The following is a 23,106-nucleotide window of genomic DNA, read 5'->3' as shown; positions in this document are numbered from 1 at the left end:
GGCCGCCGCGCCCGGCCAGGGGCCCGCGGCGATCCGCTTCGACCAGCGGGGCTTCCCCCGGCACCGGGCCCCCTCCGCGGGGCTGGCGGTGGTCCGGCAGCGGGTGGTGACCACCGGTGTCCTGGCGGCCGTCCTGACCGCGCCGGTGGTGGCGCTGTGGGCGGCGTACCGCGGTGGCGGCGAGGGTGTCGGGTCGGCCTCGCCGGTCTCCTCCGTCCGGGTGGACTCACCGGGGCTCTCCCCGGACGCGTCCGGGGCGGAGCAGCCGACCGTGCCGGACGCCGTCGCCGACGGGAACGGTGCAGAGCAGGGCGAGGGCCTGCGACTGGCGGGGGCGTCGACTGCAGAAACGTTGCTGCCCGTGGTCGAGGGTGCCGCCGTCCCGGTGCCCTCGCACGGCTCCCGCAAGCTGGCCGCGGCCGAGGTCGCTCCCGCGGCGCCGACACCGCCCGCCCGGCCCGGGCAGCTCTCCGTGGAGGCCAGCGAGTGGGGCAACCGCACGGTGATCACCCTCACCAACTCCGGCGGTACCGGCATCCACTGGCACGCCGTGGTCGAGGTGGGCTGGCTGCGGCTCAGCCGGGACGAGGGCACCCTGGAGCCCGGTCAGCGGATCACCGTGACGGTGACGGTGGACGAGGAGCGCGTCCCGGCCGGGCACTGGACGGCGAGGATCGCGCTGCCGCCGTCGGAGGCCGTGGTGACCCTGGAGGGCGGGCCCGTCCAGCGCGGCGGGCAGCCCGACGGTCCGTCGGACAGCGGCTCGCCCGCCCCCGCCACACCCACCGGCACACCCGGCACGGGTTCGGGCGGCACCGGCTCCGGGGGCACCCCGTCCGGCGGCACCGGCTCGGGCGGCAGCCCCTCGGAGCCCGGCGGCAGCCGGAGTCCCGAGCCGGGCGGTACCGGCGGCACGGGCGGCAGCGGTGGGACAGGCGGGTCGGGCGGGACCGGAGGCGGGTCGGGCGGTGCGTCCGGTCCTGCCGGTGACCCCTCGCCGCCGGCCGCCGAGGGCTCCGGCCCGGCGCACGGCAGCGATCCCGCACCGGGTCGGGACGCCGCCTCTGCGCCGCCCTCCGGCGGCACCACCCCCTGAGCCCGGCCCGGCCCTGACCGCACGGCCCCGGCCCGCCGGCCGGTCAGGGCTGCGCGGCCCCGGTCCGGAGGCCGGTGTCGTCCACCGCGCGGTCCCAGACCGGGTCGACGGCGATCACCCGGAGCTGGTCGACGGTCAGCGGCGGGTCGGTGCGGCTGGCGGTCTCGCCGACCTCGGAGGAGTTCCACTCGGTGACCGAGACCCGCTTGCCGGACGCGGTGGCGAGCAGGCACCACCAGGACTTGGCCCCGGTGTCGGCGTAACCGGACTTCCAGGTCATCACGGCGGAGCCGTCCGGCAGCTCCGCCCGGCTGCAGGTCACCTCGGTGTGCCTCGGCTCGGGGCAGGCGGTGGACTGTAGCACCGTCCGCACGGTGTCGCGCCAGACCGCCGTCCGGACACCGGCCCGGCCGTGGCCGTCGTCCACGGTGATCTCCACCAGCGGCGCCGTTCCGGCCTCGGCGGAGCCGGCCGTCCCGGTGCCGCGGACGTCGACGATCCGCCAGCCGTCCAGGTGCGGTCTGAGGGCCGCCACCATCTCCTGGTCGGTCATCCCCGAGCCGGCGGCGGAGTCCGCCGCCGTCCGGTAGGACCGGCCGGGGCCACCGGGGACGGTCGCCAGCAGGGCTCCGCCGCCCGCGATCACGGCCAGTGCGGCCGTCCCGCCGATCACGGAGGCGACCCGGCGGCGGCGCAGGGCCCGGCCGCGTTCCACGGCGCCGAGCACGATCTGCGGACGGTCGGCCAGGAAGCCGTCACCGGCCTCCCGGAAGAGCTGGACGAGCTCCTCCTCGGGGAGTGGCTCGGGTGCGTCGGACATGGCTGGTTCACCGTCTCTGCGGTCGGATCGGGTGGTTCTCGATGGTCGGACGGGGTGGTCGGACGGGGTGGCCGGACGGGAACGGTCGGGCGGCGCGGCGCTCGGGCGGGGCACGGTCAGCGCAGGGCGAGGTCGGGGAGGGCGTCGCCGATCAGCGCCCGCAGCCGGGTGAGCGCCCGTGAGGTCTGCGTCCGGACGGCGCCCGGACTGGCCCCCAGCAGTTCCGCGGTCTCCTCGACGCTGACGTCCTCCCAGTAGCGGAGGACCAGGACGGCGCGGTCCCGCGGCGAGAGCCGGGCGAGTGCCTCGATCAGGGTGACCCGCAGCGAGGAGTCGCCGGCCGGGGCGGCCCGGTCCGGCAGGTCCCCGACCGGGCGCTCGGTGCTGCTGCGGCGCCGGACGTGCGAGAGGAACAGGCGGTAGAGCACGCCCTGGGCGTAGGCCGCGGGGTTGTCGATCCGCTTGGTGCCGGGACGCCAGCCGCCGGTGCGCCAGACCGCGTACATCCGGCCGAGCGTCTCCTGGACGAGGTCCTCGGCGAGGTGGGTGTCACCGCCCGTCAGCAGGCAGGCGGAACGGTAGAGATGGCTCGATCGGGTCGCCGCGAACTCCAGGAACTCGTCGTCCCTGGCGCCGCGTCCCGGTCCTCCCCCGGCCATGCCCGTCCCCTCCTCCCCCACTCCCGCTCCCCCGCTGTGCGCTTCCTCCTGTAGGACGCGCCGGGGACGGCACGGCGTTACAGCCCGAGCCGTCCATTTTCCGGACGGCCGTTCGGGTGCAACGGGGCGGGCGGGTGCAGGGCGGGGTGGGGTGGGCCGGGGCGGGGCTCAGGGGCCGGCGAGCAGCGGCGGCCGCTGCCAGCGGCCGTCGAGGACGGTGGGCTCGGGGCCGTACACCCGCAGCACGGCCGTGAAGGGCCCGGCCGGGACGGGCAGCCAGTTGGCCTGCTCCCGCGGGTCCTCGGGGCGTTCGTGGCGGAGCCGGAGGGTCAGGCCGCCGTCCTCGTCGGCAGTGAGGCCGGGGGTGCGGTCGCCGATCGAGTACCGGTCGACGGGGTTGTCGACGAGCAACTGGTCGGGCAGTCCGTAGACGGTGACGGACCAGAAGTACCGGGCGGGCGGGCGGCCCCCGGGCGGGAAGCGGAGGAGGTAGGAGCGGACCGAGCCGTCCAGCGGGCGGCCGTCCGCACCACCCTGGCCGCCCGCGCTGTCCGGACCGTCCGGGTCGTCCTCGGTAGTCCAGGCGGTGTACCAGGCCTCCTCGACCGGTAGTCCGTACAGGCCGCGCAGCACACCGATCGCCCGGCCGAGGTGGTCGGTGCCGAGCTGGACCCTCGTCCCGAACAGGGCGGTGGAGTCGTGGCTCCCGGCCACCGCCGCGTTCAGCCGGGTCCGGGCGTCGGCGATCCCCCGGGCCATCGCCCCGCGGATCTCCAGGGGCAGCGCGGCGGGTTCGAAATCCCCGGCTCCGACGCCGAGTTCGGCGAGGCGGCGGCGCAGGTCGGCGTCGGCCGGCAGCACCGGGAAGAAGCCCAGCAGGAAGTCCAGGAAGGAGAAGAACTCCAGGCCGTCGAGGACCTCCTCGCGCCAGACCGGCCAGACCGGGTCGGGTGCGGGCGGTGGCGGTTCGGTGCCCAGGTGGGCGCTGAGCGGGCGCAGCCGGTAGCCGGCCTGGACCTGCTCCAGGGCGGGGACGTCCTCGGGCCCCGCCAGGTGGGTCCGTCCGACGATGCCGACCAGCCGGGTGTCGGCGTGCAGGACGCCGTCGAAGCCCTCGCCCGGGGTGCCGCGGTGGTCCGGGCCGAGGACGAGGTGGCGGCCGGCGCCGTTGCCGGTGGTGCGGGAGCCGACGAAGCCCACGTAGCAGGTGTCGAGGTCGTGCAGCGGCAGCACGTGGTAGCGGTCGGTGGCCGGGACCTCCAGCACCCACGGCTCGGCCCGCAGGTCGAGCCAGGCGAGCGAGTACGGGGTGTCGTTGTTGGGGGTGACGACGTCGGTGTTGGCCGGGGTGAAGGGGTGCGGGTAGTGGCGGAAGACGCCGAAGCCGCCGACGTGGCGGGGGTCCGCCTCGTCGACGGCCTGCGCGTAGAGCGTCCGGTAGTTCTCCAGCATCGGCAGCCCCCAGATCCAGGCCTCCGCCGCCGTGCCCCGCACCGTGGCCTCGTCCACCAGGACCGGATTACCCATGCCGCCACACTCCCCTCGGACAAATCGGTACGGAGTGAGACTAATGACCCGTCAGCCCGGCCGGTGGCCGACGCTGCCGCCCGGTCCGCCAGGAGTGAACGCCCGTGTGCGGACGGACCGCGCCGGAGAGGGTCATCGGTATGAACATCCTCATTCTCGGCGGCTCGTCCTTCCTCGGCCGGGCCTACGTCTCCGACGCCCTCGCCCGCGGTCACCGGGTCACCACCTTCAACCGCGGCATCACCGGGCCCGACCGGCCCGGCGTCGAGGCCGTCCACGGCGACCGCACCAGAGCGGAGGACCTCGCCCGGCTCGTCGACGGCCGCAGCTGGGACGCCGTCGTCGACACCTCCGGCCAGCAGCCGCACGCCGTCGCGCAGGCCGCCCGGCTGCTGCGCGGCCGCGCCGGCCACTACAGCTTCGTCTCCTCGATCCACGCCTTCGCCGACTGGCCCGCCCGGCCGGTGGACGAGACCTCCGCCACCTTCGACTGCCCGGCCGACACCCCGCCGGACCAGCCCCCCGCCAACGCGCTGAAGGCCGGCTGCGAGCGGGCCGTGACGGAGCACTTCGGCGAGAACTCCACGCTGCTCAACTGCGGTCTGCTGATCGGTCCGCACGAGAACGTCGGCCGACTGCTCTGGTGGCTGGAGCGGATCGCCCGCGGCGGGCAGGTGATCCTCCCCGGCGATCCGGAGCGCGCCATGCAGCTGATCGACGCCCGCGACTTCGCCGCCTTCGGACTCGGCCTGCTGGAGCAGGGCCGGACGGGCCGGTACGTCACCACCGGACCGGCCGGCGGGACCACCATGGCCGCGATGCTGCGCGCCTGCGCCGAGGCCACCGGCGCCGACGCCGAGTTCGTGCCCGTCGCCGACGGGGCGCTGCTCGCCGCCGGGGTCGCACCCTGGACGGAGCTGCCGCTGTGGACGCCCGACGAGCCCGACTGGGCCGGCATCTGGCGGGCCGACACCTCCCGGGCCCGGGAGGCCGGCCTGCACAACCGGCCCGTCGAGGAGACCGTCCGCGACACCTGGGCCTGGATCGGGCGGCGCGGCCCCCGCGACGCCCCCTACACCCAGGGCGGGACGCCGCTGGGCATCGCCGAGGAGAAGGAGAAGGAGCTCCTCTCCGCCGCGGGGGCGGCCGGGGGCGTCTGACGGCCGCGGCCGCGGCCCGGTGCCGACGGTCCGCTCGTCAGTGGGAGCGCCGGGTGACGAGTTCGGCGAGGGCGAGCAGGTCGTCCGCCTCGGAGGGGTCGGGGATGGCCTCGGCGAGGTGGGCGATGGCCGAGGCCATCCGTTCGCAGGACTCGCCCTGGGCCCAGCTGCGGCCCCCGGCCCGGTCGACCGCGGCGGCGGCCCGCTGCAGTTCGGCGGCGTTGAGCGGACGGTCCAGTGCGTAGAGCGCGGCGAGCTCGGCCGCGGCGGCGGTGCCGCTGCTCAGCGCGTACACCACCGGCAGGGACTTCTTCCGGGCGGCGAGGTCGGCACCGACGGGCTTGCCGGTGACGGCCGGGTCGCCCCAGATGCCGATGAGGTCGTCGATCAGCTGGAAGGCCAGGCCGATCTCCCGGCCGAAGGCGTCCATCACGTCGGCGACCGCCTCGCCCGCCCCGGCGTAGAGCGCGCCCACGGCGCAGGCGCAGCCGAGCAGGGCCCCCGTCTTGCCCTCGGCCATGGCCAGGCACTCCGCCAGGGTGACGTCGCTGCGCTGCTCGAAGGAGCAGTCGGCCTGCTGGCCGGCGCAGAGTTCGACCACGCAGTCCGCGAGCCGGCGGACGGGCGCCGGGGCGGGGGGGGGGGGGGGGGCGGCGAGGACGCGCAGGGCCAGGGAGTGCATGGCGTCGCCGGCCAGGATCGCCTCGGTGGTGCCGAACACCCGCCAGGCGGTGGGGCGGTGGCGGCGGGTGCGGTCGCGGTCGATGACGTCGTCGTGGAGCAGCGTGAAGTTGTGCACCAGCTCCACCGCGGCGGCGGCCCGGACGGCGGAGCCGGGGAGGCCGCCGGCCGCCTGGGTGGCGGCGAGCACCAGCGCCGGACGGATCGCCTTGCCGGAGCCGGTCGTGCCGGGCGTGCCGTCCGCCTCCCACCAGCCGAAGTGGTAGCCGGCGATGCGGCGCATCGAGCCCGGCAGGGTGTCGACGGCGGCGCGCAGGCCCGGGTCGACGGCGCTGCGGGCACGGGCCAGCACGTCGGCGGCCTCGTTCCCGTCGGTCTGGTCGCGTTCCGGCGCGAAGATCCCCATGGTGGTCCTCCCCCTCGGTGTGGCGGGACGGGCGGCCGTGCGGCGCCGCCCGTGCCGTGGTGCTGTCTCCTGCTGCTGTCGTGCTCGCGTGCCGTCGTGCAGGTGCCGCCCCGTCTGCGGCGGGTGGGCCGGATCAGCCGCGCGGGCCGTCCAGGACGACGTTCTCCAGGACGCCCACCGCGTCCGGGACGAGGATCGCGGCGGAGTAGTACGCGGTGACCAGGTAGGAGATGACCGCCTTCTCGTCGATGCCGGCGAACCGCACCGAGAGGCTCGGCTCGAACTCGTCCGGGATGCCGGTCTGGTGCAGGCCGATCGCCCCCTGCTTGTCCTCGCCGGTGCGCATGGCGAGGATCGGGCTGGTGCCGTCGGTGATCGGGATCTTGTTGCAGCTGAGGATCGGCACCCCGCGCCAGGCCGGCACCCGGCGACCGTGGACCTCCACCGGGGCGGGGTACAGGCCGCGCCGGTTGCACTCGCGGCCGAAGGCGGCGATCGCCCGCGGGTGGGCCAGGTAGAACTTGGTGCCACGGCGGCGGCTGAGCAGGTTGTCCATGTCGTCGGGGGTGGGCGGGCCGGAGTGGGTCTGGATGCGCTGGCTGTGGTCCGCGTTGGCGAGCAGGCCGAACCCGGGGTTGTTGACCAGCTCGTGCTCCTGGCGCTCGCGCAGCGCCTCGACGGTGAGCCGGAGCTGGTGCTCGGTCTGGTCCATCGGCTCGTTGTAGAGGTCGGCGACCCGGGTGTGCACCCGCAGCACCGTCTGGGCGACGCTCAGCTCGTACTCGCGGGGGGCGAGTTCGTAGTCGACGAAGGTCGTGGGCAGCCGGTGCTCGCCGGTGTGGCCGGCGGACATCTCGATCGCGGCCTCGCCGTACTTGTTCCGCGGGCGCCGGTCACCCTCGGCGAGGGCCCTGGCGCGCTCGCGCAGCTCCGGCGCGGTGGCCGCGACCTGCTCGAAGGCGGCGCGCGACAGCGCGAGCAGGGTGCCGGCGGTGGTGGCGCGCAGGCCGGCCGGCCAGCGGGCGTCCGGGCCGAGCAGCGCCTCGTCGCCCAGGTGGTCGCCGTCGACGTGCGAGCCGAGCACGGTGGCGTCGCCGTAGCGCCCGGTGCCGTGCCGCTCGACCTTGCCGTGCGCGACCAGCAGCAGCTCGCCGAGCGGTTCGCCCTCGGCCGCCAGCTGCTCGCCGGCCCGGAACTCCCGCTGCACGAAGCCGGCGGCCAGGGCGGCGAGCAGGGCGTCGTCCTGCACGTCGCGCAGCAGCGGCAGCTCGCGCAGCGAGGGCGGCAGGACCTCGACCCGGGAGCCCGTGCGGACGAACGCCACCCGGCCGCTGCCGACCGCGTGGCTGAGCCGGCGGTTCACCCGGTACGTGCCGCCGGAGACCTGCACCCAGGGGAGCATCCTCAGCAGCCAGCGCGAGCTGATCTCCTGCATCTGGGGCGCCGACTTGGTGGTGCTGGCCAGATTCCGCGCACCGGCCGTGCTCAGGCTGGACTGCTGCCGCGACTGCGGATCGCCCTCCTGCGCATGAACGCCAATGCTGGTTTCGGTCGACATCGAGGAACCCTTCGCGCGAGGCATGCGCACACCGGACGTGCCGCTTTGTCAAAATATGCTGACGCCCGTTCGGCCCCGCCCGCAATCACTCGTACGAGTGGTCAATTCACGCCTACAAATAGTATGAATAGAGCACGCACTCGAAAATGCGGTCCGCCGCCCGGGCGCCGCCGCGGCCCGAAGCCGACATGGGCACGTCCATCGTCACCGGGCCGCCGGCCGCCTCGCCCGCGCCGACCGGTGCTGAATTCATCTGACCGCAACATGCCGGAACCCGACGTCACCGGCCCGTCATCGATCACCAACTAGCCTGATGCACAGGGATGTTGACCGGCCGCCAGCACGACACCCCACCCCCCGTCCGCCCGGCCCGGCGCGGGCGCTAAGGTGCCACCTCAAGAGCGCGGCAAGACGCCGGCAGGCAGGCCGCCCCGACCGCGCCCTCCCACCGTTGCGCCCTTTTCCAGGGAGACCCCCGTGAGCGCCCCCGTTCGCGTCTGGCTGAACCGTACCTACGCCGAGAACGTCTTCTTCATCGACCTGTTGCGCGCCGCTCCGCGCCCGGTCGAGATCCATGCCACGCACGTCGACCCGGACTCCCCGGTGCTCGCCGCCGCGGACTTCGGATCACTCGAACCCGAGGGCCTCTCCCCCGAGGCCTATGTGGAATTCGCCTTGGAATTCTGCGCCCGGCACAGCATAGACGTCTTCCTCCCCCGGCTGGGCCAACTCGCGATATCCCTGCGCCGGCGCGACTTCGAGGCGATCGGCACCGCGCTGGTGTGCCCGTCGGCCGCGGCGATCGCCGTCTTCGAGAGCAAGGCCGACGGCTACGCGGCGATGGCCGCGGCCGGCCTGCCGGTGCCGCTGTGGCGGCACGTCCGCACCGCCGACGAGCTGCTCGCCGCGGTCGAGGAGATCGAGGAGGAGGGGTCGACGGCCTGCCTCAAGCCCGCCTCCGGGGCCGGCGGCGAGGGCTTCCGGGTGCTCACCAGGGAGCCGTTCAGCCTGCGCCGGCTCACCGGCTTCCCCGACGCGAGCGTCCAGCTCGACCTGGTGCTGAACGCCCTGGAGCAGAGCCCGGAGCCGGCCGACCTGCTGGTGATGCCGCTGCTGGAGGGCCCGGAGGTCTCGGTCGACTGCCTCACCTCGCCGGACGGCCGGCTGCTCGCCGCCGTCGGCCGGGCGAAGACCCGGCGCCGCCGGACCTTCACCACCGACCCGCGGTACCTGGAGCCCACCCGCCGGCTCGTCGAGACCTTCGGGGTGTCCTACCTCTCCAACGTCCAGTACCGGCACCACCACGGCCGCCCGGTGGTGCTCGACGTCAACACCCGCCCCTCCGGTGGGCTGCACCAGCTCCGGCTGTGCGGGCTCAACCTGCCGTGGACGGCGGTGCAGCTGGCCCTCGGCGAGGCGCCCGCGACCGCCTTCGCCGCCGACCTGCTCGACACCGAGTACACCCTGGTCTCCGGCATCCAGCCGGTGCTGCCGCGGCAGCGCACCCACGCGTGGCAGCTCGGCGCGGCTGCCGCCGCCGTCTGAACCGCCCGGCCCGGAGCGACCGACGGGCCGGTCAGCCGACCGGCCCGTTCCAGTCCAGCGTCGGCGGCAGCACACCCTCCAGGGTGAGCAGCCAGCGCTTGGTCTCCAGCCCCTGCGGGCCGCCGCCGAACCCGCCCAGCCCGTCCGCGGCCACCACCCGGTGGCACGGCACCAGCAGGGCGAGCGGGTTGGCGCCCATCATCTGCCCGACCGTGCGGGCCGCCAGACCGGGTTCCGCGACGTCCTCGAAGACCCCGCTGCGGGCCGCGAGTTCGCCGTAGGTGATGGTCCGCCCGTAGCCGACGTCCGCCACCAGCCGCTCCAGCACCACGCGGTGCGGCCCGGTGGCGAGGCGCCAGTCGATCGGCAGCTCCAACAGCCGTCTGCGGCCGCCGAAGTACTCGGCCAGCTGCCCGGTGACCGCGTCGACCACTTGGCGCTCGGTGCACTCCGGCGCGCCCGCCCCGGCCGTGGGCTCGCCCGCGTACGAGACCGCCGCGACGCCCGTCGGCGTGACCGCCAGCCGCATCGGACCGGTCGGCAGCGGGGTCGGCACGGTGATCCAGGACAGCGGCTCCATACCGGCGAACCTACCCCGCGGAGGCGGCCGGCAGGGCCGGCCGTCGAAGACCGCCGCGGAGCGGGCACGCCGCCGGCCGGGGCGACGGGTCCGGCCGCCGTCCCGGCCGCGGCCCGCACCCGGAATCCCGACCGGAGTCGACCGGAGTCGATCGGCGCCGGTCCGGCCGGGGGCGTCCGGTCAGAGGTGTTCGGCCAGGTACTGCGAGAGGTTCCGGCACCAGCCGGTCAGCTCCTCGCGCGACGCCGCCCTGCCCCGGCAGAGCTCGCCGACCTGGGCGTCGCCGAGCCGGCTCTCGCCGGACGACTCCAACATGTTCGCCATCTCCCCGAGCATCGTCGACAGCCGCTTGGCGTCGTCGTGGCTCAGCATCACCAGCGCATCGGTGTGGCCGATCGTGACAGAACCGGGCATCGCGACCTCCCGCGGGTCTCGCACGCCTGCTGCCAGGCGTCTTCGGCCCCCCGTCCACCGTACGACCGCCCGGCGGCCCTCGGCGCGCCCAGCCGGACCGGCCCGGTCGGGCCCGCAGCGAGCACCGCTCGTCCGGCACTCCGATCAACCCTTTGAGACGCCCACGGAGCATCCGGCGCCCCACGACGACGAAAGGGCCGGCCGCGGGGAACGCCCCGCGAGCCGGCCCTTCCGGAATTCCGGACGGAGCCCCCTGTCGGGTTCGAACCGACGACCCCCGCTTTACAAGACGAACCCGGATCATGACGGGGCGTGACACCTGATGCCGCGTGGCGCTGAACCTGCAGGTCAGCGCCACGCGGCGGGTTCCACGGTCCGGTGCCGGACGGCTGCTACCACCCCGTCCGCTCACGCACCGCTCACGCAGTCGGTCATCAGGGGGACTCTCCCGGGGAGCAAGCCTCAACCGCTGCCTGGCTCGCCTTTCGACCACTCGCGGCCACGGCGGCCAAATCCCAGAGGCGTTGCCCGAAGTGCGCAGACGCGGCCTTGCTCCCGCGCTAGGCTGTCCGACGTGGCATCAGGTTGGCTGCCACGTAAGGGCGGAGCTACCCGCCACCTTTATAGAGGTGGCGGTACCTATCTGGAGCGGCCGGATGGATCCTGCGGCACGACAGTTCCTTAGCCGGATCGACCGCGGCCCCGCCGGGCTCCTCCTCGGTCAGGCCCATCTCCAACTCGGGTCTGCTGACGACCCCCTTCTGAAACTTGCTCAGAAGAAGCTCAATGAGGAAACCTCGTCGTACGATTCCCTACTATTGGCAGATGAAAAGGCTGGCCCGAGCTTCCCGGCATGGCTGGATGAGCGCTGTCGGCAGCTTTCCGCGTCTGATCATCTGGATCTAATTTCCGAGTACGCCTGGATCGGCGTATGGTCGTCAGCGGTCGACAGCATCTGGCCCTCTGCATTCGAGAAGCCTTGGCGTGAGGTCCAGCGTATCTACAGCGAGCGTCACAGGCCGCCAGACCCGCGCAATAGAAAACGACTCCACTGCACTTTCCTCTACGGCTGCACATCGAGGACGGAGCCGGATGAGAGATTTCCGACTTCCAAGATGGCCTGGCTTCGCCGGCGGACCGTTGCGCAAACTTTGGCCTACCGAATGGTCGAGGCGATCGGTCCATTGGGCACGTTGGCGATCGATGGGTATAGCCCGGATGACTGGCTGCGGCTCGATGATCTGGCGGGTTTGGTCCTCCAGTTGCAGAAGGGCCAATGCCATCTCTTCTCAGCCAACGACCGCATTCGCTTGCTGCCAGAAATCTCGGCGCTTGTTGCCGATGGCAATCTAATTCTTCATGAGCAACCCCTGGCTTCGGTAATCGGCGAAGGATTCACCGGTGGTCTTATCAGCTCTGGCCACACGGCGAAGCACGGCGACCTGCAGCGGGCCGTAAGCTTTTCCGGAGGAACCCACAGCGTTCCGCGAGATCTCTGGGTCCCACTTTCCTCCACTGCTCAGCTAGTGGGTGAGTCTCTACTCGGGGAAGCACCCCCGCTGTCCGCAGATGGGCAATATTTTGCCTTCCGGCAGTTTCTTGGCGGGTCCTCCGGACGAGTTGACTGGGAAGGAATTGGTCGGGGATATTCGTTCCAGCGGGATTTTGAATCCCGTGTCGAAGATGAGGTCTCCAACCGCGCGTCGAGGAAAGAGATCTCGGACCGGCCGGTGTTGCTTCACGGAGCCACGGGAACCGGGAAGAGCACCGCGCTAGCCAGCTTGGCTTATCATCTCGCCAAGCACCGAACATACCCAGTTGTGCACATCAGGCAGGACGCCAACCCATCTGCATTTTCAGTCATCGACTCGTTCTGCCAATGGGCCGAGGGAGAAGGCGCACCCACAACCGTCGTCATCTGGGATGCGATGCGGGAGATGGACTGGTACGCCGACATGGCCAGGCGATTCGCCGGCCGCGGCCGGAGAGTCATTCTCATCGGCAGCACATATCGGATCGGAAAGCTTCCCGCTAAGTATAAGAGAGACTCGTTCGAGGCACCCACGAAACTCTCAGCAAGCGAATCGGCCCGCCTCTCAAAATTCCTCACGGCCTTTGATAGCAACCTCGGCAAAGTTATAAGCCTTAGGTTGGGCAGGGAAAGTAGCTTTCTAGCCTTTCTCTATCGACTCCTCCCGCCGACTCGCGCTGCGGTACGGAGTGGGGTGGTAAAGGAACTCGAGCATGTTGAGCGAAGCCTTATTAGGAAGGCCTCGGCTCCCGGATCGGCCGGGGCACCAAAGACGACACTTGGGCACGCTCTTCTAGAGGCAGGTCTCATTCCTCAACTTGCACTCGAAAAGGCATCCTCTGAGGGAGTCGACACCGAGCAGTTCAACGTTATCGAAGACTTGACAGCTCTTGTTATGGTAGCGGCGCAATTCGGCCTCTCGCTACCACTCGAATTGCTATTGCGGGCCACCGGTGAGCTCGGACACCTGAACGTCGCAAAACTCTTCGACGAGGTCGATCTTGTTCGCTGGGAGGAAGACGCAGAGGGCAACTTCCTGCTCGGCGCTCGCAGTCGCCTCGAAGCTGAGCTTATCGTTTCGAGTCGCCTAGGATCGACGAATCGAGAAGTCGACTTTGCCCACAGACTGATCGTCGAGGCTCGTAGCTCCGAATCTGCCATCTCAGGGCAGCGAGAGGTCGATTTCGTAACAGCTCTCGTTCGAGCCCTGGGCGCACAAGGGGTGAATCCCGAGAAATATCGGCGGGAGTTCCCTAGAATTTCACAGGCATTGCAGGAATTGAGAGAAGAGCGTGGTCTCGAAAATCCGAGATTGATGCTCCAGGAAGCCAACCTGCTTCGAGAGTTTGCCATCTGGTCAAGGAAGCACCCTTGGGATCAACATTCCTATGATGCGGCCAGCTCTGACCAAGCGCTTGAGGTGGCAACGGAGATTCTCTCCGACGCTCTGGAGATGTCTCAGTCTAGCCCGACATTCACGGGAACCTTGCTGGTCGAACTTGCAGCCACATACGCTGCACGCGCCCAGGGGATGCGGGCAAACCATCGGCCGGCGGAGCAGCTGACCCTATTTCGGCTGGCTCGCAACGCCGTCTCTCAGGCACGTGAGAAGGATCAGGAGAGCTATTATCCTCTGGATGTCCTCGCTTGGGCCACAAGGGACATCCTTCAGGGATCTACCTTGACCGATGAAGACCGATCGGAAGCTATCGCCGAGGTATTGAGCGCTTTCGAATTGGTTACACCTGAAGATCTCGCCCCTTCCCAGGTGGAAAACTACCACAAGCGTCGCCAAGAGTTTGCGACCGCAGCTCAGAGCTTCGATATCGCAGACGATTCCTTCGAGGCACTGGCCCAGCGGGGATCCGGTGCCGGCGTGTACTTGCGTACTAGGTCAATCGCCGATCCATCCACCGTCACAGATCCTCTGTCGGACGCTGATCGGCGCAGGATCCACGACGCGCTCACGTACATGACGCATTATCCCGATCTTGTTGCTGCCGACGATCGGTGCCTCAATTTGAGATTCGACCTCTGGTGGCTTCTCAATGCAGGGGGGAAGCTCTTTTCCGAAGAGCGAAAGTGTCTCGCGTTTAACCAGCAGCAATGGCAGGATGCCCTGCAGCTAATTACCGCCATCGAAGAGACTGGACGCACTTATCGCGACGTTCCACTGGCGTATATTCGCGGGGTCTCAGAATTTCATCGCGGCGACTTCGGTGCGGCATTTGAAACATTCTCGGATCTGGAAACGAGGTCCGACGAAGTTAGGGGGCGTCGACGTATTATTCGGTCGTACCTAGCCTCCGATCCTCAAGGTATGCCTCGCACTTACCAGGGAGAAATCGCATGGGTTTCTCGGGATCTTAAGCGGGGAGAGGTGTACGTCGATTCGCTGCGGCGGCGGGTTGCGTTTATTCCGGCCGAGTTCAGGGGGCGAGACCTGAAGCCCGGGGCAAACCTTGGAAGCTTTCACATCGGATTCAATATGCTCGGCATTATTGCCGATCCCGAGAGGTTTCTATCAGTGCGCGGCGGGCGGACCCCTGAATGATGCCGGAAAATCACTCACCGAGTGCAAAGGACCAACTTGTCGAGTTCGTCCGAGAACGCGATCACGTCGACAGCCTTGCACGCGCACTCCTTCCAAGCAGTACAGCTGTCTTCGGTGTCGTTTCACTCCCTATGCCGGATGTTGATAACGCCGCAGAGCTCGCCTTCATTCGCTGTGCCAGCTGGTTGTACTCGCACTACTACGAGGTAGGTCGAGTCAGCGTTGGATTCCTGATGAGGCGCCAACGCGCCGAATCACTGCTAGCGGAGCGCCGACACTGGGAAGTTGTCCATGCGCTACGAACATGGTGCCAGCATAATATTAATCCAACCTCTGCCCATGACTCCAACATCCTAAAGACGTGCAGCAACTGGTTCGAAGAAGAATGCGCAGCCCTCCTCCCCAAGTCTGAGGAAGAATGGAGATGCGCTCTCCAGGCATTGCTCCGGCAGGCGTGCTCCTTTATTCAGGGGCTAGCGCAGCAGATCGAGGCTATTCGATCCGATGACGCCCGTACAGAGATTTGTCTCCAATGGGAGGATAAGATCTCGCGCGACTGGCCTGCTCATCGATTTCACGGCATAATCTCCGAGGCCGCCTCGGATATGGGCCAAAATTCGGTCGATCCAGCCGAGTTCTTTCGTCGCCATGGGCAGAAGATTCGCGAAAAGCTTTCCCTGGTTTCCGTCGAAGCAGACTTCGAGCGGGAAGTTCGAAAGTCAATCGAACGTGCACTCTTGACGGAGCTAGCCGAGCTTATTCCGGTTACCGGCACAGACATCATGGAACGGTTTGGGATTCCTCCAGGCCGGGCGGTTGGCGAACTACTTTCTGCGGCGCGGAAGATTTACGAAGAGCGCGCATGCGAAAAGGATGAACTCCTCTCGCGGCTGCAGCAGATCGTGACATCGAATGCAAGCTGAACCGCATCAATTCAGGCTACGGCCGACATGTGAGGACGCCACCGAGGCACTTGATCTCAAATGAACCTTCTTCGGCGATGGTGGATTCAGTGATTTCTCGTGCCCTCAATACTGTTTGCTCGAACGGGACGCCGCATTGCTCGGCCCACGCTTCGTATGAGGCAAGGTGGGCAACGATCGGGGCCGAGTCGGTGACGTTGATCGTGCCAGGAAGCTGTCGAACGCGGATCTCGCTAAACGCTGTCTCGAGGTAACCGTGTGCCTTCTCCAGGGAGAAGCGGGAGCTGAGGGAGATCCGTGCCGGCCCCTCGGGAATCCCGAGGATGTCTCCGGCAGCCATGACCCAGAGTTGGTCCAGTTCCTGTTTGTCGGCGTCGCTATTGGTCGAGGCGATGAGCACGCCGCCAGGCCGGAGGACGCGTGCCAACTCCTTGATCGTGGCCTCGATGTCGCTGACGTGGTAGAGCATGTGCAGAGCCAGTACGGCGTCGGCGCTGTCATCGGCGAACGGCAGGGCCTGGGCGTCGGCCACCAGGACCGGCTTCTCGACATCGGCAAGGATGCCCGCCGAGATGTCCATCCCGACGACCTGAAGGTCCGGTCGCTCGTTGTGTAGACGGCTGACGAACTTGCCGTTGCCGCAGCCGACGTCGAGGACGATCCCGCTTGTGCTGGCCAGCTCTTCAACGACGATCCCGGGCAGGTCGTACTGCGGCTGCTGCCACCGGTAGATCGACTGGCGGGCGGCCAGGTGGCGTCCGTCGGCGTAGGCGCTGTTCGCGAGGATGGACTTGTCGGCGACAGCGGCGTCCTGCTGTGCGGTGTTGCTCGTCACTGTGGCAGCTCCGGAGGATTCGTGAGTGCGGGTCGACAGCAGGCTTCTCTGACATTCTCACGGAGACTCAGGACGATCGGGGAGCCTTCGTAAGCTGGCTCGGCGAGACGAGTGCTCAGCGCCCGAAGGCGGCTGGAGATGCTCGCTGTTCGCCGGTCCGGTGCGGCGCCCAGCACCACCGAGAGCTTCTCCTGCACGCCGTCGAGGTCGCCGTGGGCGAGGTGGGCGTTGGCGAGGTCGAGGCGGGCTGCCAGCAGGTCGCCGGAGGACTGTTCCTGCTGCGGTGCGGACTCGTACAGGGCGATGGCCCGGGAGGACGCCTCGATGGCGCGGTTCACGTGACGCTGGCTGCCCAGGGCAAGGAGGGCGGTGCCGGCGTAGGTCCACTGCTTGGCCTCGGGAAACGTGAATACGCCGGGAAGATCCACGGCGGCTACGGCGCTCCGCGCCGCCTCGGCAGCTTCCACGGCCCGTAGCGCGCTCGCGCTGTCGCCGAGCGCGGCGGTGGCCCGTGCTTCGAGGCTGAGCAGGCGGGCTGCGATCGTCCCGCTGTCCGCGTACGGCAGCCCAGCTCTGGCCAGTTCGGCGGCCTGGCGGTGGTCCTGCTGCCAGTAGGCGATCAAGGACTGGACGGATCGGGTCCAGGCCCGGAGACCGTTGTGCCCGGCTGACTCCGCGCAGCGCCAGGCCGTTCGCGAGTGGGTGGCGGCGGCCGTGTACTGGCCGAGGTCGAGGGCGACATGGGTGGCCAGGCCACAGAGGCGTCCGGCCTGCAGGTAGAGATGGCTTGTCTGGTAAGGGTGCTGGCGGCCTCGAAGTAAGTCGAACACTCCTCGCCGGAGGGTTCCGATGTCGTGGAAGAGCTCGGACACCGGCTTGCTCACGTAATCCCCTGCCAGCCTCGCGATGTCCGCGTCGATCTGTTCAAGCAGCGTGTCGTCCACGTTGGACGCGCTCGCGAAGCGAAGGAAGAGCGCGGACTCTGCCGAGTCGGCTGCCACGGCCACTACGAGATCATTGCTGTGGTCCGTCCGCCGGGCAGGCACAGGAGGCGAGGCATCGCCGACGCTGCTGGGCGGTGGGACTGCTTCCGCGGCTGCAGAGGGCGCTGCCAGCAGGTCGGCCAACTGGTCGACCGAGAGTTCCAGGGCGCGGGCGAGCTTCGGCCGCATCCAGGGCTGTGGGGCACCCCTGCCGCTCTCCCATCGCCCCACGGTCGTACGGTCCACATCGAGGGCTTCAGCCAGGGATTCCTGGGTGTGGCCAACCGCCTCCCTGCGCTGGATCAGCCGGGACCTCCTGGATGCCATTCCGCGTCCTCCAGAGGTACGTCAGTTCGTCTGCAGTCGTAGCAGGCCAGGTCATGCCCGGGTTTGCAGCACGGATGCCTCGTTGCCGCATCAATTCTGCTCTGGTTCACCCGCGTTGGAGGCGGTTCTGTAGATACCTGCCGGGTGAATCCCGGCGTGGTTCGGCCCGCTGCCGACCTCGTCCCGGTGAAAGGTCCGCGCTCATGTCCGTCGCCACCCGGCAGGCCACTGCCCCCGCCCCGTTCGGCTTTCGCGTGCTGCCCAGTGTCGAGGCCGTGCCGGACGCCCGGCGGCGGGTGATACGGACCGTGCGCGGTTGGGGCCTGCCGCTGGCGGAGGACGCACTCCGCGATGTCGAGTTGCTGTCCAGCGAGCTGATCACCAACGCCGTGTCCCACACCCACGCCCCGTGCGTCGTCTGCGTGTCCTGGGACGGTGACCGACTGCGCGTCGAGGTGACGGACCTCGGCCACGAACTGCCGGCTGCCGGCGGGATCGATCTCGACGCCACCAACGGGCGAGGGCTGTTCGTGGTGGCAACGCTCGCGACGAACTGGGGCGCCGAGCCGGACCCCGCTGGCAAGCGGATCTGGTTCGAGGTCGGCACCACCGCCGCCGCCTCGGGCGACGAGCGACTCACCGCGCTAGTGAGGGCCACGGCCCCGAAGGCACGGGACGTCGTCCCTATCAGTGCCTGACAAGACTTCCTCCTGCCCCGACGCGGGCTTGGGGGATGCAGGTGGCCGCGCTGGTCAACAGCCACGCGGCAAAAGCACCCGAGGTTCCTTGCCAACGGCTTGCCCTGGCAACGGATCCACCGCTGTACCCACGACGGGGCCGGGCAGTCGGCCCGCCCCATGAAACCGAAGGAGTACTTCATGCCCGATAACCTGACGACCAGCACCGAGCTGGAGGGCGACGGCCTGCTGGTCGCCCGTACGAAGGTCGCCGCGGCCCGCTCGCGTGGCGAGCAGCCGTCGGACGGCGGCTCCACCGGCCGAACCGACACCAACGACTGACGGCTCCATCACGATGACTGCCGAGCATTTCTCGGTGGTTGAGCGTCTGGGCGGGGATAACTTCCTCGCCCAGACGCTCGGCCGCAGCTTCAAGGTCGCACGCGGCAAAGCCGCGTCACTCGCCGGGTTGATGAGCTGGGATGACCTCAACGCCATCCTGACCCACCACCGGTTCGAACCCCCTCGCTTCCGCCTCGCCGCCAACGGGGAGCAGGTGCCCGCGCACACCTACTCCCGGCCGATCACCACCCGGCGGAGCACCGTCTGGCACCAGCTCCAGCCCTCCGAGCTGCACCAGCGTCTCGCCGAGGGTGCCACGCTGGTCCTGGACGCCGTCGACGAACTCCACGCCGGAATCGGCGCTCTGGCCGGCCAGCTGGAGCGCTGGCTGCGAACCGGCGTACAGGTCAACCTGTACGCCTCCTGGACCGGCACCGAGGGCTTCGGCGTCCACTGGGACGATCACGACGTGGTCGTCGTCCAGCTCGACGGCGCGAAGCGCTGGCGCATCTACGGCCCCACCCGCGCGTTGCCAATGCACCGCGACGTCGAGGCCCCGGAACCGCCGCCCGAGGAGCCCGTCGCCGATCTGGTCCTCACCGCCGGCGACGTGCTCTATCTGCCTCGGGGCTGGTGGCACGCCGTCGCCGCTTCCGAGGGCGAGCACTCGCTGCATGTCACGTGCGGGCTGCAGAGCACGACGGGCGCCGACCTGATCACCTGGCTGTCGGAGATGCTGCGTGCCCACGAGGCCGTTCGAGCGGACATCCCGCGCTTTGGGACCACCGAGGAGCAGCGAGCCTTCCTCGACACGATCGGCAAGCTCATCGCGACCGAGCTGGAGAGCGACGACCTGATCGCCCGCTTCTCCTTCGCCCGCGACGCCACCGAGCGAGCCAGGCTCGCGCCGTCGCTGCCCCACATCACGGTGGTCCCGCCGGATGCTGACCTTCAGGTGCGCCTGGTCACCACGCGGCCCGCGCTCGCGGCCGTGCCTGACGGCACCGTCCGGCTGACCGCTGGCGGCGAGGAGTGGACGTTTGCCGCGAAGGCCGAGCCGATGCTCGTGCTCCTCGCGGACGGGGAAGCTCACCGGCTGGCCGATCTCGCGCAGGCCGCAGGCGTCACCCTCGCGCAGGCGGCCGGTGTCGTGACGGAGCTGGTCGACGGCCAGGCCGCCGCGATCGGAGGTGCACGATGACGGCCCAGCTGGGCCTCGGCACTTACCGCTGTCACGATGTGGCCGAGGCCGCTGTGCGGGCCGCTTCCCGGGGCGCTGACTGGGTGGACACCGCGCCCAACTACGAGGGTGGTCGGGCGGAGGCGGCACTGGCCCTGGTTCTGGCGGCGTATCCGGACCTTCGCGTCTCCACGAAGGTGGGTTTCGTCCCTCCCAGTGCCAGGCGGATCGGCGTGCGCGCTGGTGCGCTCTCCGCCGGTGATGCCAAGCGCGGGCACTGCCTGGCGCCGGACTACATCACCTGGCAGGTCGCCCGTAGCAAGCGCATGCTCGGCCGCATGCCCGACGTCGTATTCCTTCACAACCCGGAACATGACTGCCAGGAAGCCGAGATCGCTGATCGGCTCTACGCCGCGTTCCTCGCTCTGGAGGAGGCGTGCAGCGAGCGCGTCATCAGTTCCTACGGCGTGGCGACCTGGCGCGGTTTCAGTAGCGGGCTCTTCGACGTGCCTGCGCTGCTCGAACTCGCAACCAAGGCCGGCGGCCCGCAGCACCACCTGCGGGCCATCCAACTCCCTGTCTCCCTCGTCCACCTCGTGCCCGTCGCCCAGGCGCTCGACGGACACGGCCCACTGGTCGACGCCTTGGACGCGGGACTGGAGGTGTTCGCCTCCGCCCCGCTCCACGGTGGCGAGATTCCCGGCATCCTGACCCGCGAGCTGACCGACCTGATCAGCCCCGGCAGCACACCCGCGCAGGCTGCCCTCGCCGTCGTGGCCTCGACCACCGGAGTGAAACGCGTGCTCCTGTCGACCGGGAACCCGGAACACTGGACCCAGGCCGCCGACGCCGTCGGCCGACCGCCGTTGTCTCCGGACGTACTGCGAAGGGTCGTTGATGTACTCGGAACCTGAGCCGGACACCGCCAGGCGGATGCGCGAGATGCACGCCACAGCCGCAGCGGCGCTCGACGCGACACCGATCGGCTCGCGCGAAGCGTGGGGCTGGCGTGGACGTACCCTCAGCCGCCCGGTTGCCACGGCGTCCGGCGAGGGCTGGCTCCGCTTGGTGTTCGCCCCCGCCGACAAGGCAGGCGGAAAGCTCTGGGAGGGACCGCAGGAGGCAGAACGGCTCATGCCGCCTGCGGTACCCAGGCCGCGCCTGCGAGAGCGGCGTACCTGGACCGAGGGCAAGCACGGATACTTGGCAGAGCTGTACGACAAGGTCACTGCCTCCACCATCACGACCCACGAGCCGATCCTCCGGGAAGCGCCTGACCTGGACGACGCCTGGTGGGTCGGGCTCAGCACTGCACTCGACGCCATTGCCACCGTGCCCAGCGACCGGGTGGCGGTCCGGCAGGAATACCTGGACCGCGCCATGCCCCAGTATCTGGGCTTCCCGATCGACACCAGAGTGCCGGCCTGGACGACCGCCCACGGTGACCTGCACTGGGCCAACCTCACCAGTCCCAAACCGACCCTGCTCGATTGGGAAGGCTGGGGACGTGCACCCGCCGGCTACGACGCCGCCCTCCTGCACTCCTACAGCCTGCTCATCCCTGAAACAGCCGCCCAAGTCCGCTGCCACCTCGGACACATCCTCAGCACTCCAACCGGGCGATTCGCCGAACTCGTGGTCATCACTGAGCTCTTGCAGACCACCACCCGAGGCGACAACCTCGATCTGGAGGGCCCCTTGCGAGCCCGCCTCGCGAGGCTTACCGGGTGACTTCACCGGCTCCCCCATCACGGGCTCCCCTTCACGATGCTCGACCGGGGGAGCCGCAGAGGCCGCAGCACTCCGAGATCGACGGCCTCCTCCCGAAAGCGCAGACCAGCCGTTGTGTCAGTACCAGATGGCCACTGGACGTCCTGCAGCGTCCTGTTCGGCCACCTCGGGAAGGCACGCGGCGGTGCCGACTGCGACACGGTGGGCAGACCACGCGGCCGCGGCGGCATCGAGTACGTCGTCCGTCGGGACAGGGTCCGCCTCGCCCAGTGCGTCCGGAAGCGAGATACCCACAGCAGACAGTAGAGACCTCCGCAGTGCCTGTCCTCGCCAGCTCCTCTTGTCGTACGTCAACGGCTTTCCGCCGCCCATCGCCTGAAACGAGACTTCTGGGTGCACCTCGTAGATGCGATCGGAGTCCTTGAGCCAGCATTCCCTGGCCTCGCGGAGTTTCGGCGCCAGCGCCCAGGTCTGACGACTGATCCTTTTCCCCGTGATCGAGAAGCACTTGTCGCTGGCTTCCGGGTAGTCCAGCTCATCCCAGACCGGCCTTGGCGCCGTCATGAAGACGCTGCTGCGTCGAGGGCCGAGCACTGCCTTGGCACAGGTATCGGCGGCACGCCAATCGGACTCGACCAGCCCAAGGGGCATGTCGATAGCAACCACGTCGGCGTCACTGGAACGGGCAAGTAGGGATTCAAGCTGCACCTCGACCATGCTGCGGTGGTACGCCCCGTCGACGAGCCAGACGCCAACCCAGCCTCGCTTACCGCATGCATCGATACCTATGACGTTCATCGCCCACCTCAGCGCTGGAAACACTCACTTGTCGGCAAGCTAGCAGCTGCAACGTTGGTGTCATCGAGACTCGACGGCAAGGTGGCTGAGGACGGTACTCGGTTGAGGCGGCACTGAGTTGGCTCGGTCGAAGCCGCGCTTCTGCGGTGCCCTCTGAGCTTGCTCCGGAGGCGCTGGGAGAGCGCACAGGTGCGCGGGGTGGCGGGCGAGGGGCGTGAGCTACAGGCGGCGCGCTTCGAGCGCTCGCACGTCCGGCCGCCCTCGGCCCGCCAGGCTCGGCTGCTCCGCCGCCGTCGCAGCGGAACCCGGGGTAAGGACTCCTTACCCCACAACTTGCTCCGGCTGGCCGGGGCTCGCGGTAAGCAGTGCTTACCGCACAACTTGCTCCGCGTGCGGCCCCCTCCGCCTTCTACGCTGTGGGGCTAGGCTCAAGGACCGGCAGTTGGAGGGGGCATGGACGGCGAGGTCAGGTACATCACGCTGGTCTGTGACGACGTGCCGTACAGCGTCGTGCTGGCCGATCCCGGCACCCGCACCATGGACGTACTGAAGGAGATCCGCCGGCTCACCGGGCTCAGCCTGTGGCACGGCAAACTCCTCATCGGCCAGCTTCCAGCGACGGTTCTCGAAGACCAACCCGAAGACACAGCGCGGACAGCTGCCAGCGCTCTTTGCGCCGTTGGCGCTGTCGCCCATGCGGTCGAGCAGACCGACTGAGGATTCGTCCGCTACCCACCGCGTTGCAGCCGTCCCACACGTTGCAGACCTGGTCAGAGCGG

Annotated in this window: 21 protein-coding genes and 1 tRNA gene; 11 read left to right on the top strand and 11 right to left on the bottom strand. The window is 69.4% G+C overall.

Annotated features, from left to right (window positions below; all coding sequences use genetic code 11):
• Positions 1–1,096, top strand: a 1,096-nt coding sequence (locus ABD353_RS21445; protein ID WP_425555219.1) for a BACON domain-containing protein, incomplete at its 5' end; no start/stop codon positions are given.
• Positions 1,097–1,139: 43 nt separating this feature from the next.
• Here the strand turns inward: ABD353_RS21445 and ABD353_RS21440 are convergent.
• The 3 genes from ABD353_RS21440 to ABD353_RS21430 all read right to left on the bottom strand — a co-directional run bounded on the left by ABD353_RS21440 (position 1,140) and on the right by ABD353_RS21430 (position 4,102).
• Positions 1,140–1,916 (bottom strand): hypothetical protein, encoded by a 777-nt coding sequence (locus ABD353_RS21440; protein ID WP_344625275.1) that lies wholly within the window; start codon positions 1,914–1,916, stop codon positions 1,140–1,142.
• Between the two features lie 116 nt (positions 1,917–2,032).
• Positions 2,033–2,575 carry a SigE family RNA polymerase sigma factor gene (locus ABD353_RS21435; protein ID WP_344625274.1) on the bottom strand — a complete coding sequence of 181 codons (543 nt, stop codon included), beginning with the start codon at positions 2,573–2,575 and terminating at the stop codon, positions 2,033–2,035.
• Between the two features lie 168 nt (positions 2,576–2,743).
• Positions 2,744–4,102 carry a DUF1254 domain-containing protein gene (locus tag ABD353_RS21430; RefSeq protein WP_344625273.1) on the bottom strand — a complete coding sequence of 453 codons (1,359 nt, stop codon included), beginning with the start codon at positions 4,100–4,102 and terminating at the stop codon, positions 2,744–2,746.
• Positions 4,103–4,242: 140 nt separating this feature from the next.
• On the opposite strand from ABD353_RS21430, the gene ABD353_RS21425 reads away from it, so the two are divergent.
• Positions 4,243–5,262, top strand: a complete 1,020-nt coding sequence (locus ABD353_RS21425; protein ID WP_344625272.1) for an NAD-dependent epimerase/dehydratase family protein — start codon at positions 4,243–4,245, stop codon at positions 5,260–5,262.
• Between the two features lie 37 nt (positions 5,263–5,299).
• On the opposite strand, the gene ABD353_RS21420 is transcribed toward ABD353_RS21425, so the two are convergent.
• A complete protein-coding gene (locus ABD353_RS21420; RefSeq protein ID WP_344625271.1) occupies positions 5,300–6,349 on the bottom strand; it encodes a family 2 encapsulin nanocompartment cargo protein polyprenyl transferase in 1,050 nt (349 codons plus the stop codon).
• A gap of 133 nt (positions 6,350–6,482) precedes the next feature.
• The gene (locus tag ABD353_RS21415) at positions 6,483–7,907 is read right to left on the bottom strand and encodes a family 2B encapsulin nanocompartment shell protein (RefSeq protein ID WP_344625270.1); all 1,425 of its coding nucleotides are present in this window, start codon (positions 7,905–7,907) and stop codon (positions 6,483–6,485) included.
• 477 nt (positions 7,908–8,384) lie between these two features.
• Between ABD353_RS21415 and ABD353_RS21410 the strand changes: the two genes are divergently transcribed.
• Positions 8,385–9,452 carry an ATP-grasp domain-containing protein gene (locus ABD353_RS21410; RefSeq protein ID WP_344625269.1) on the top strand — a complete coding sequence of 356 codons (1,068 nt, stop codon included), beginning with the start codon at positions 8,385–8,387 and terminating at the stop codon, positions 9,450–9,452.
• A 31-nt stretch (positions 9,453–9,483) separates the two neighbouring features.
• Here ABD353_RS21410 and ABD353_RS21405 read toward each other — a convergent pair whose 3' ends face one another.
• The 3 genes from ABD353_RS21405 to ABD353_RS21395 form a co-directional block, all read right to left on the bottom strand.
• The gene (locus tag ABD353_RS21405) at positions 9,484–10,032 is read right to left on the bottom strand and encodes a methylated-DNA--[protein]-cysteine S-methyltransferase (RefSeq protein ID WP_344625268.1); all 549 of its coding nucleotides are present in this window, start codon (positions 10,030–10,032) and stop codon (positions 9,484–9,486) included.
• A gap of 180 nt (positions 10,033–10,212) precedes the next feature.
• Positions 10,213–10,446 (bottom strand): hypothetical protein, encoded by a 234-nt coding sequence (locus ABD353_RS21400; RefSeq protein WP_344625267.1) that lies wholly within the window; start codon positions 10,444–10,446, stop codon positions 10,213–10,215.
• 247 nt (positions 10,447–10,693) lie between these two features.
• Positions 10,694–10,780: transfer RNA gene (locus ABD353_RS21395), tRNA-Thr, on the bottom strand.
• 484 nt (positions 10,781–11,264) lie between these two features.
• On the opposite strand from ABD353_RS21395, the gene ABD353_RS21390 reads away from it, so the two are divergent.
• A complete protein-coding gene (locus ABD353_RS21390; protein WP_344625266.1) occupies positions 11,265–14,531 on the top strand; it encodes a P-loop NTPase in 3,267 nt (1,088 codons plus the stop codon).
• Entirely contained in the window at positions 14,528–15,454 is a 927-nt protein-coding gene (locus ABD353_RS21385; protein WP_344625265.1) for a hypothetical protein, read from the top strand. The genes ABD353_RS21390 and ABD353_RS21385 overlap by 4 nt, the downstream gene beginning before the upstream one ends.
• 16 nt (positions 15,455–15,470) lie before the next feature.
• Here the strand turns inward: ABD353_RS21385 and ABD353_RS21380 are convergent, their stop codons facing one another.
• Both ABD353_RS21380 and ABD353_RS21375 read right to left on the bottom strand, forming a co-directional pair.
• On the bottom strand, positions 15,471–16,289 hold the full coding sequence (locus ABD353_RS21380; protein ID WP_344625264.1) for a class I SAM-dependent methyltransferase: 819 nt from the start codon (positions 16,287–16,289) through the stop codon (positions 15,471–15,473).
• Positions 16,286–17,599: a helix-turn-helix transcriptional regulator gene (locus ABD353_RS21375; RefSeq protein ID WP_486326983.1), complete on the bottom strand. Its 1,314-nt coding sequence runs from the start codon at positions 17,597–17,599 to the stop codon at positions 16,286–16,288. The genes ABD353_RS21380 and ABD353_RS21375 overlap by 4 nt, the downstream gene beginning before the upstream one ends.
• A 203-nt stretch (positions 17,600–17,802) precedes the next feature.
• Here ABD353_RS21375 and ABD353_RS21370 point away from each other — a divergent pair, with 203 nt between their 5' ends.
• The 5 genes from ABD353_RS21370 (at position 17,803) to ABD353_RS21350 (ending at position 21,529) form a co-directional block, all read left to right on the top strand.
• Positions 17,803–18,297, top strand: a complete 495-nt coding sequence (locus ABD353_RS21370; RefSeq protein WP_344625262.1) for an ATP-binding protein — start codon at positions 17,803–17,805, stop codon at positions 18,295–18,297.
• A gap of 180 nt (positions 18,298–18,477) precedes the next feature.
• Entirely contained in the window at positions 18,478–18,618 is a 141-nt protein-coding gene (locus ABD353_RS21365) for a hypothetical protein (RefSeq protein ID WP_344625261.1), read from the top strand.
• Between the two features lie 13 nt (positions 18,619–18,631).
• A complete protein-coding gene (locus ABD353_RS21360; RefSeq protein WP_344625260.1) occupies positions 18,632–19,819 on the top strand; it encodes a cupin domain-containing protein in 1,188 nt (395 codons plus the stop codon).
• A complete protein-coding gene (locus tag ABD353_RS21355; protein WP_344625259.1) occupies positions 19,816–20,712 on the top strand; it encodes an aldo/keto reductase in 897 nt (298 codons plus the stop codon). Before ABD353_RS21360 ends, ABD353_RS21355 begins: the two co-directional genes overlap by 4 nt.
• 19 nt (positions 20,713–20,731) lie before the next feature.
• Positions 20,732–21,529, top strand: a complete 798-nt coding sequence (locus tag ABD353_RS21350; RefSeq protein WP_344625258.1) for a hypothetical protein — start codon at positions 20,732–20,734, stop codon at positions 21,527–21,529.
• Positions 21,530–21,646: 117 nt separating this feature from the next.
• Here ABD353_RS21350 and ABD353_RS21345 read toward each other — a convergent pair whose 3' ends face one another.
• A complete protein-coding gene (locus ABD353_RS21345) occupies positions 21,647–22,327 on the bottom strand; it encodes a DUF429 domain-containing protein (RefSeq protein ID WP_344625257.1) in 681 nt (226 codons plus the stop codon).
• A 453-nt stretch (positions 22,328–22,780) separates the two neighbouring features.
• On the opposite strand from ABD353_RS21345, the gene ABD353_RS21340 reads away from it, so the two are divergent.
• Positions 22,781–23,044, top strand: coding sequence for a ribosomal protein L7/L12 (locus ABD353_RS21340; protein ID WP_344625256.1), 264 nt, complete (start codon positions 22,781–22,783; stop codon positions 23,042–23,044).
• The last annotated feature ends 62 nt before the right edge of the window (positions 23,045–23,106 follow it).

This window comes from Kitasatospora arboriphila (assembly GCF_039528095.1).
In the GTDB taxonomy this organism is placed as follows: Bacteria; Actinomycetota; Actinomycetes; order Streptomycetales; family Streptomycetaceae; genus Kitasatospora; species Kitasatospora arboriphila.
The sequence above is the reverse complement of the archived record's forward strand: the minus strand, read 5'-3'. Positions and strand labels throughout refer to the sequence as shown.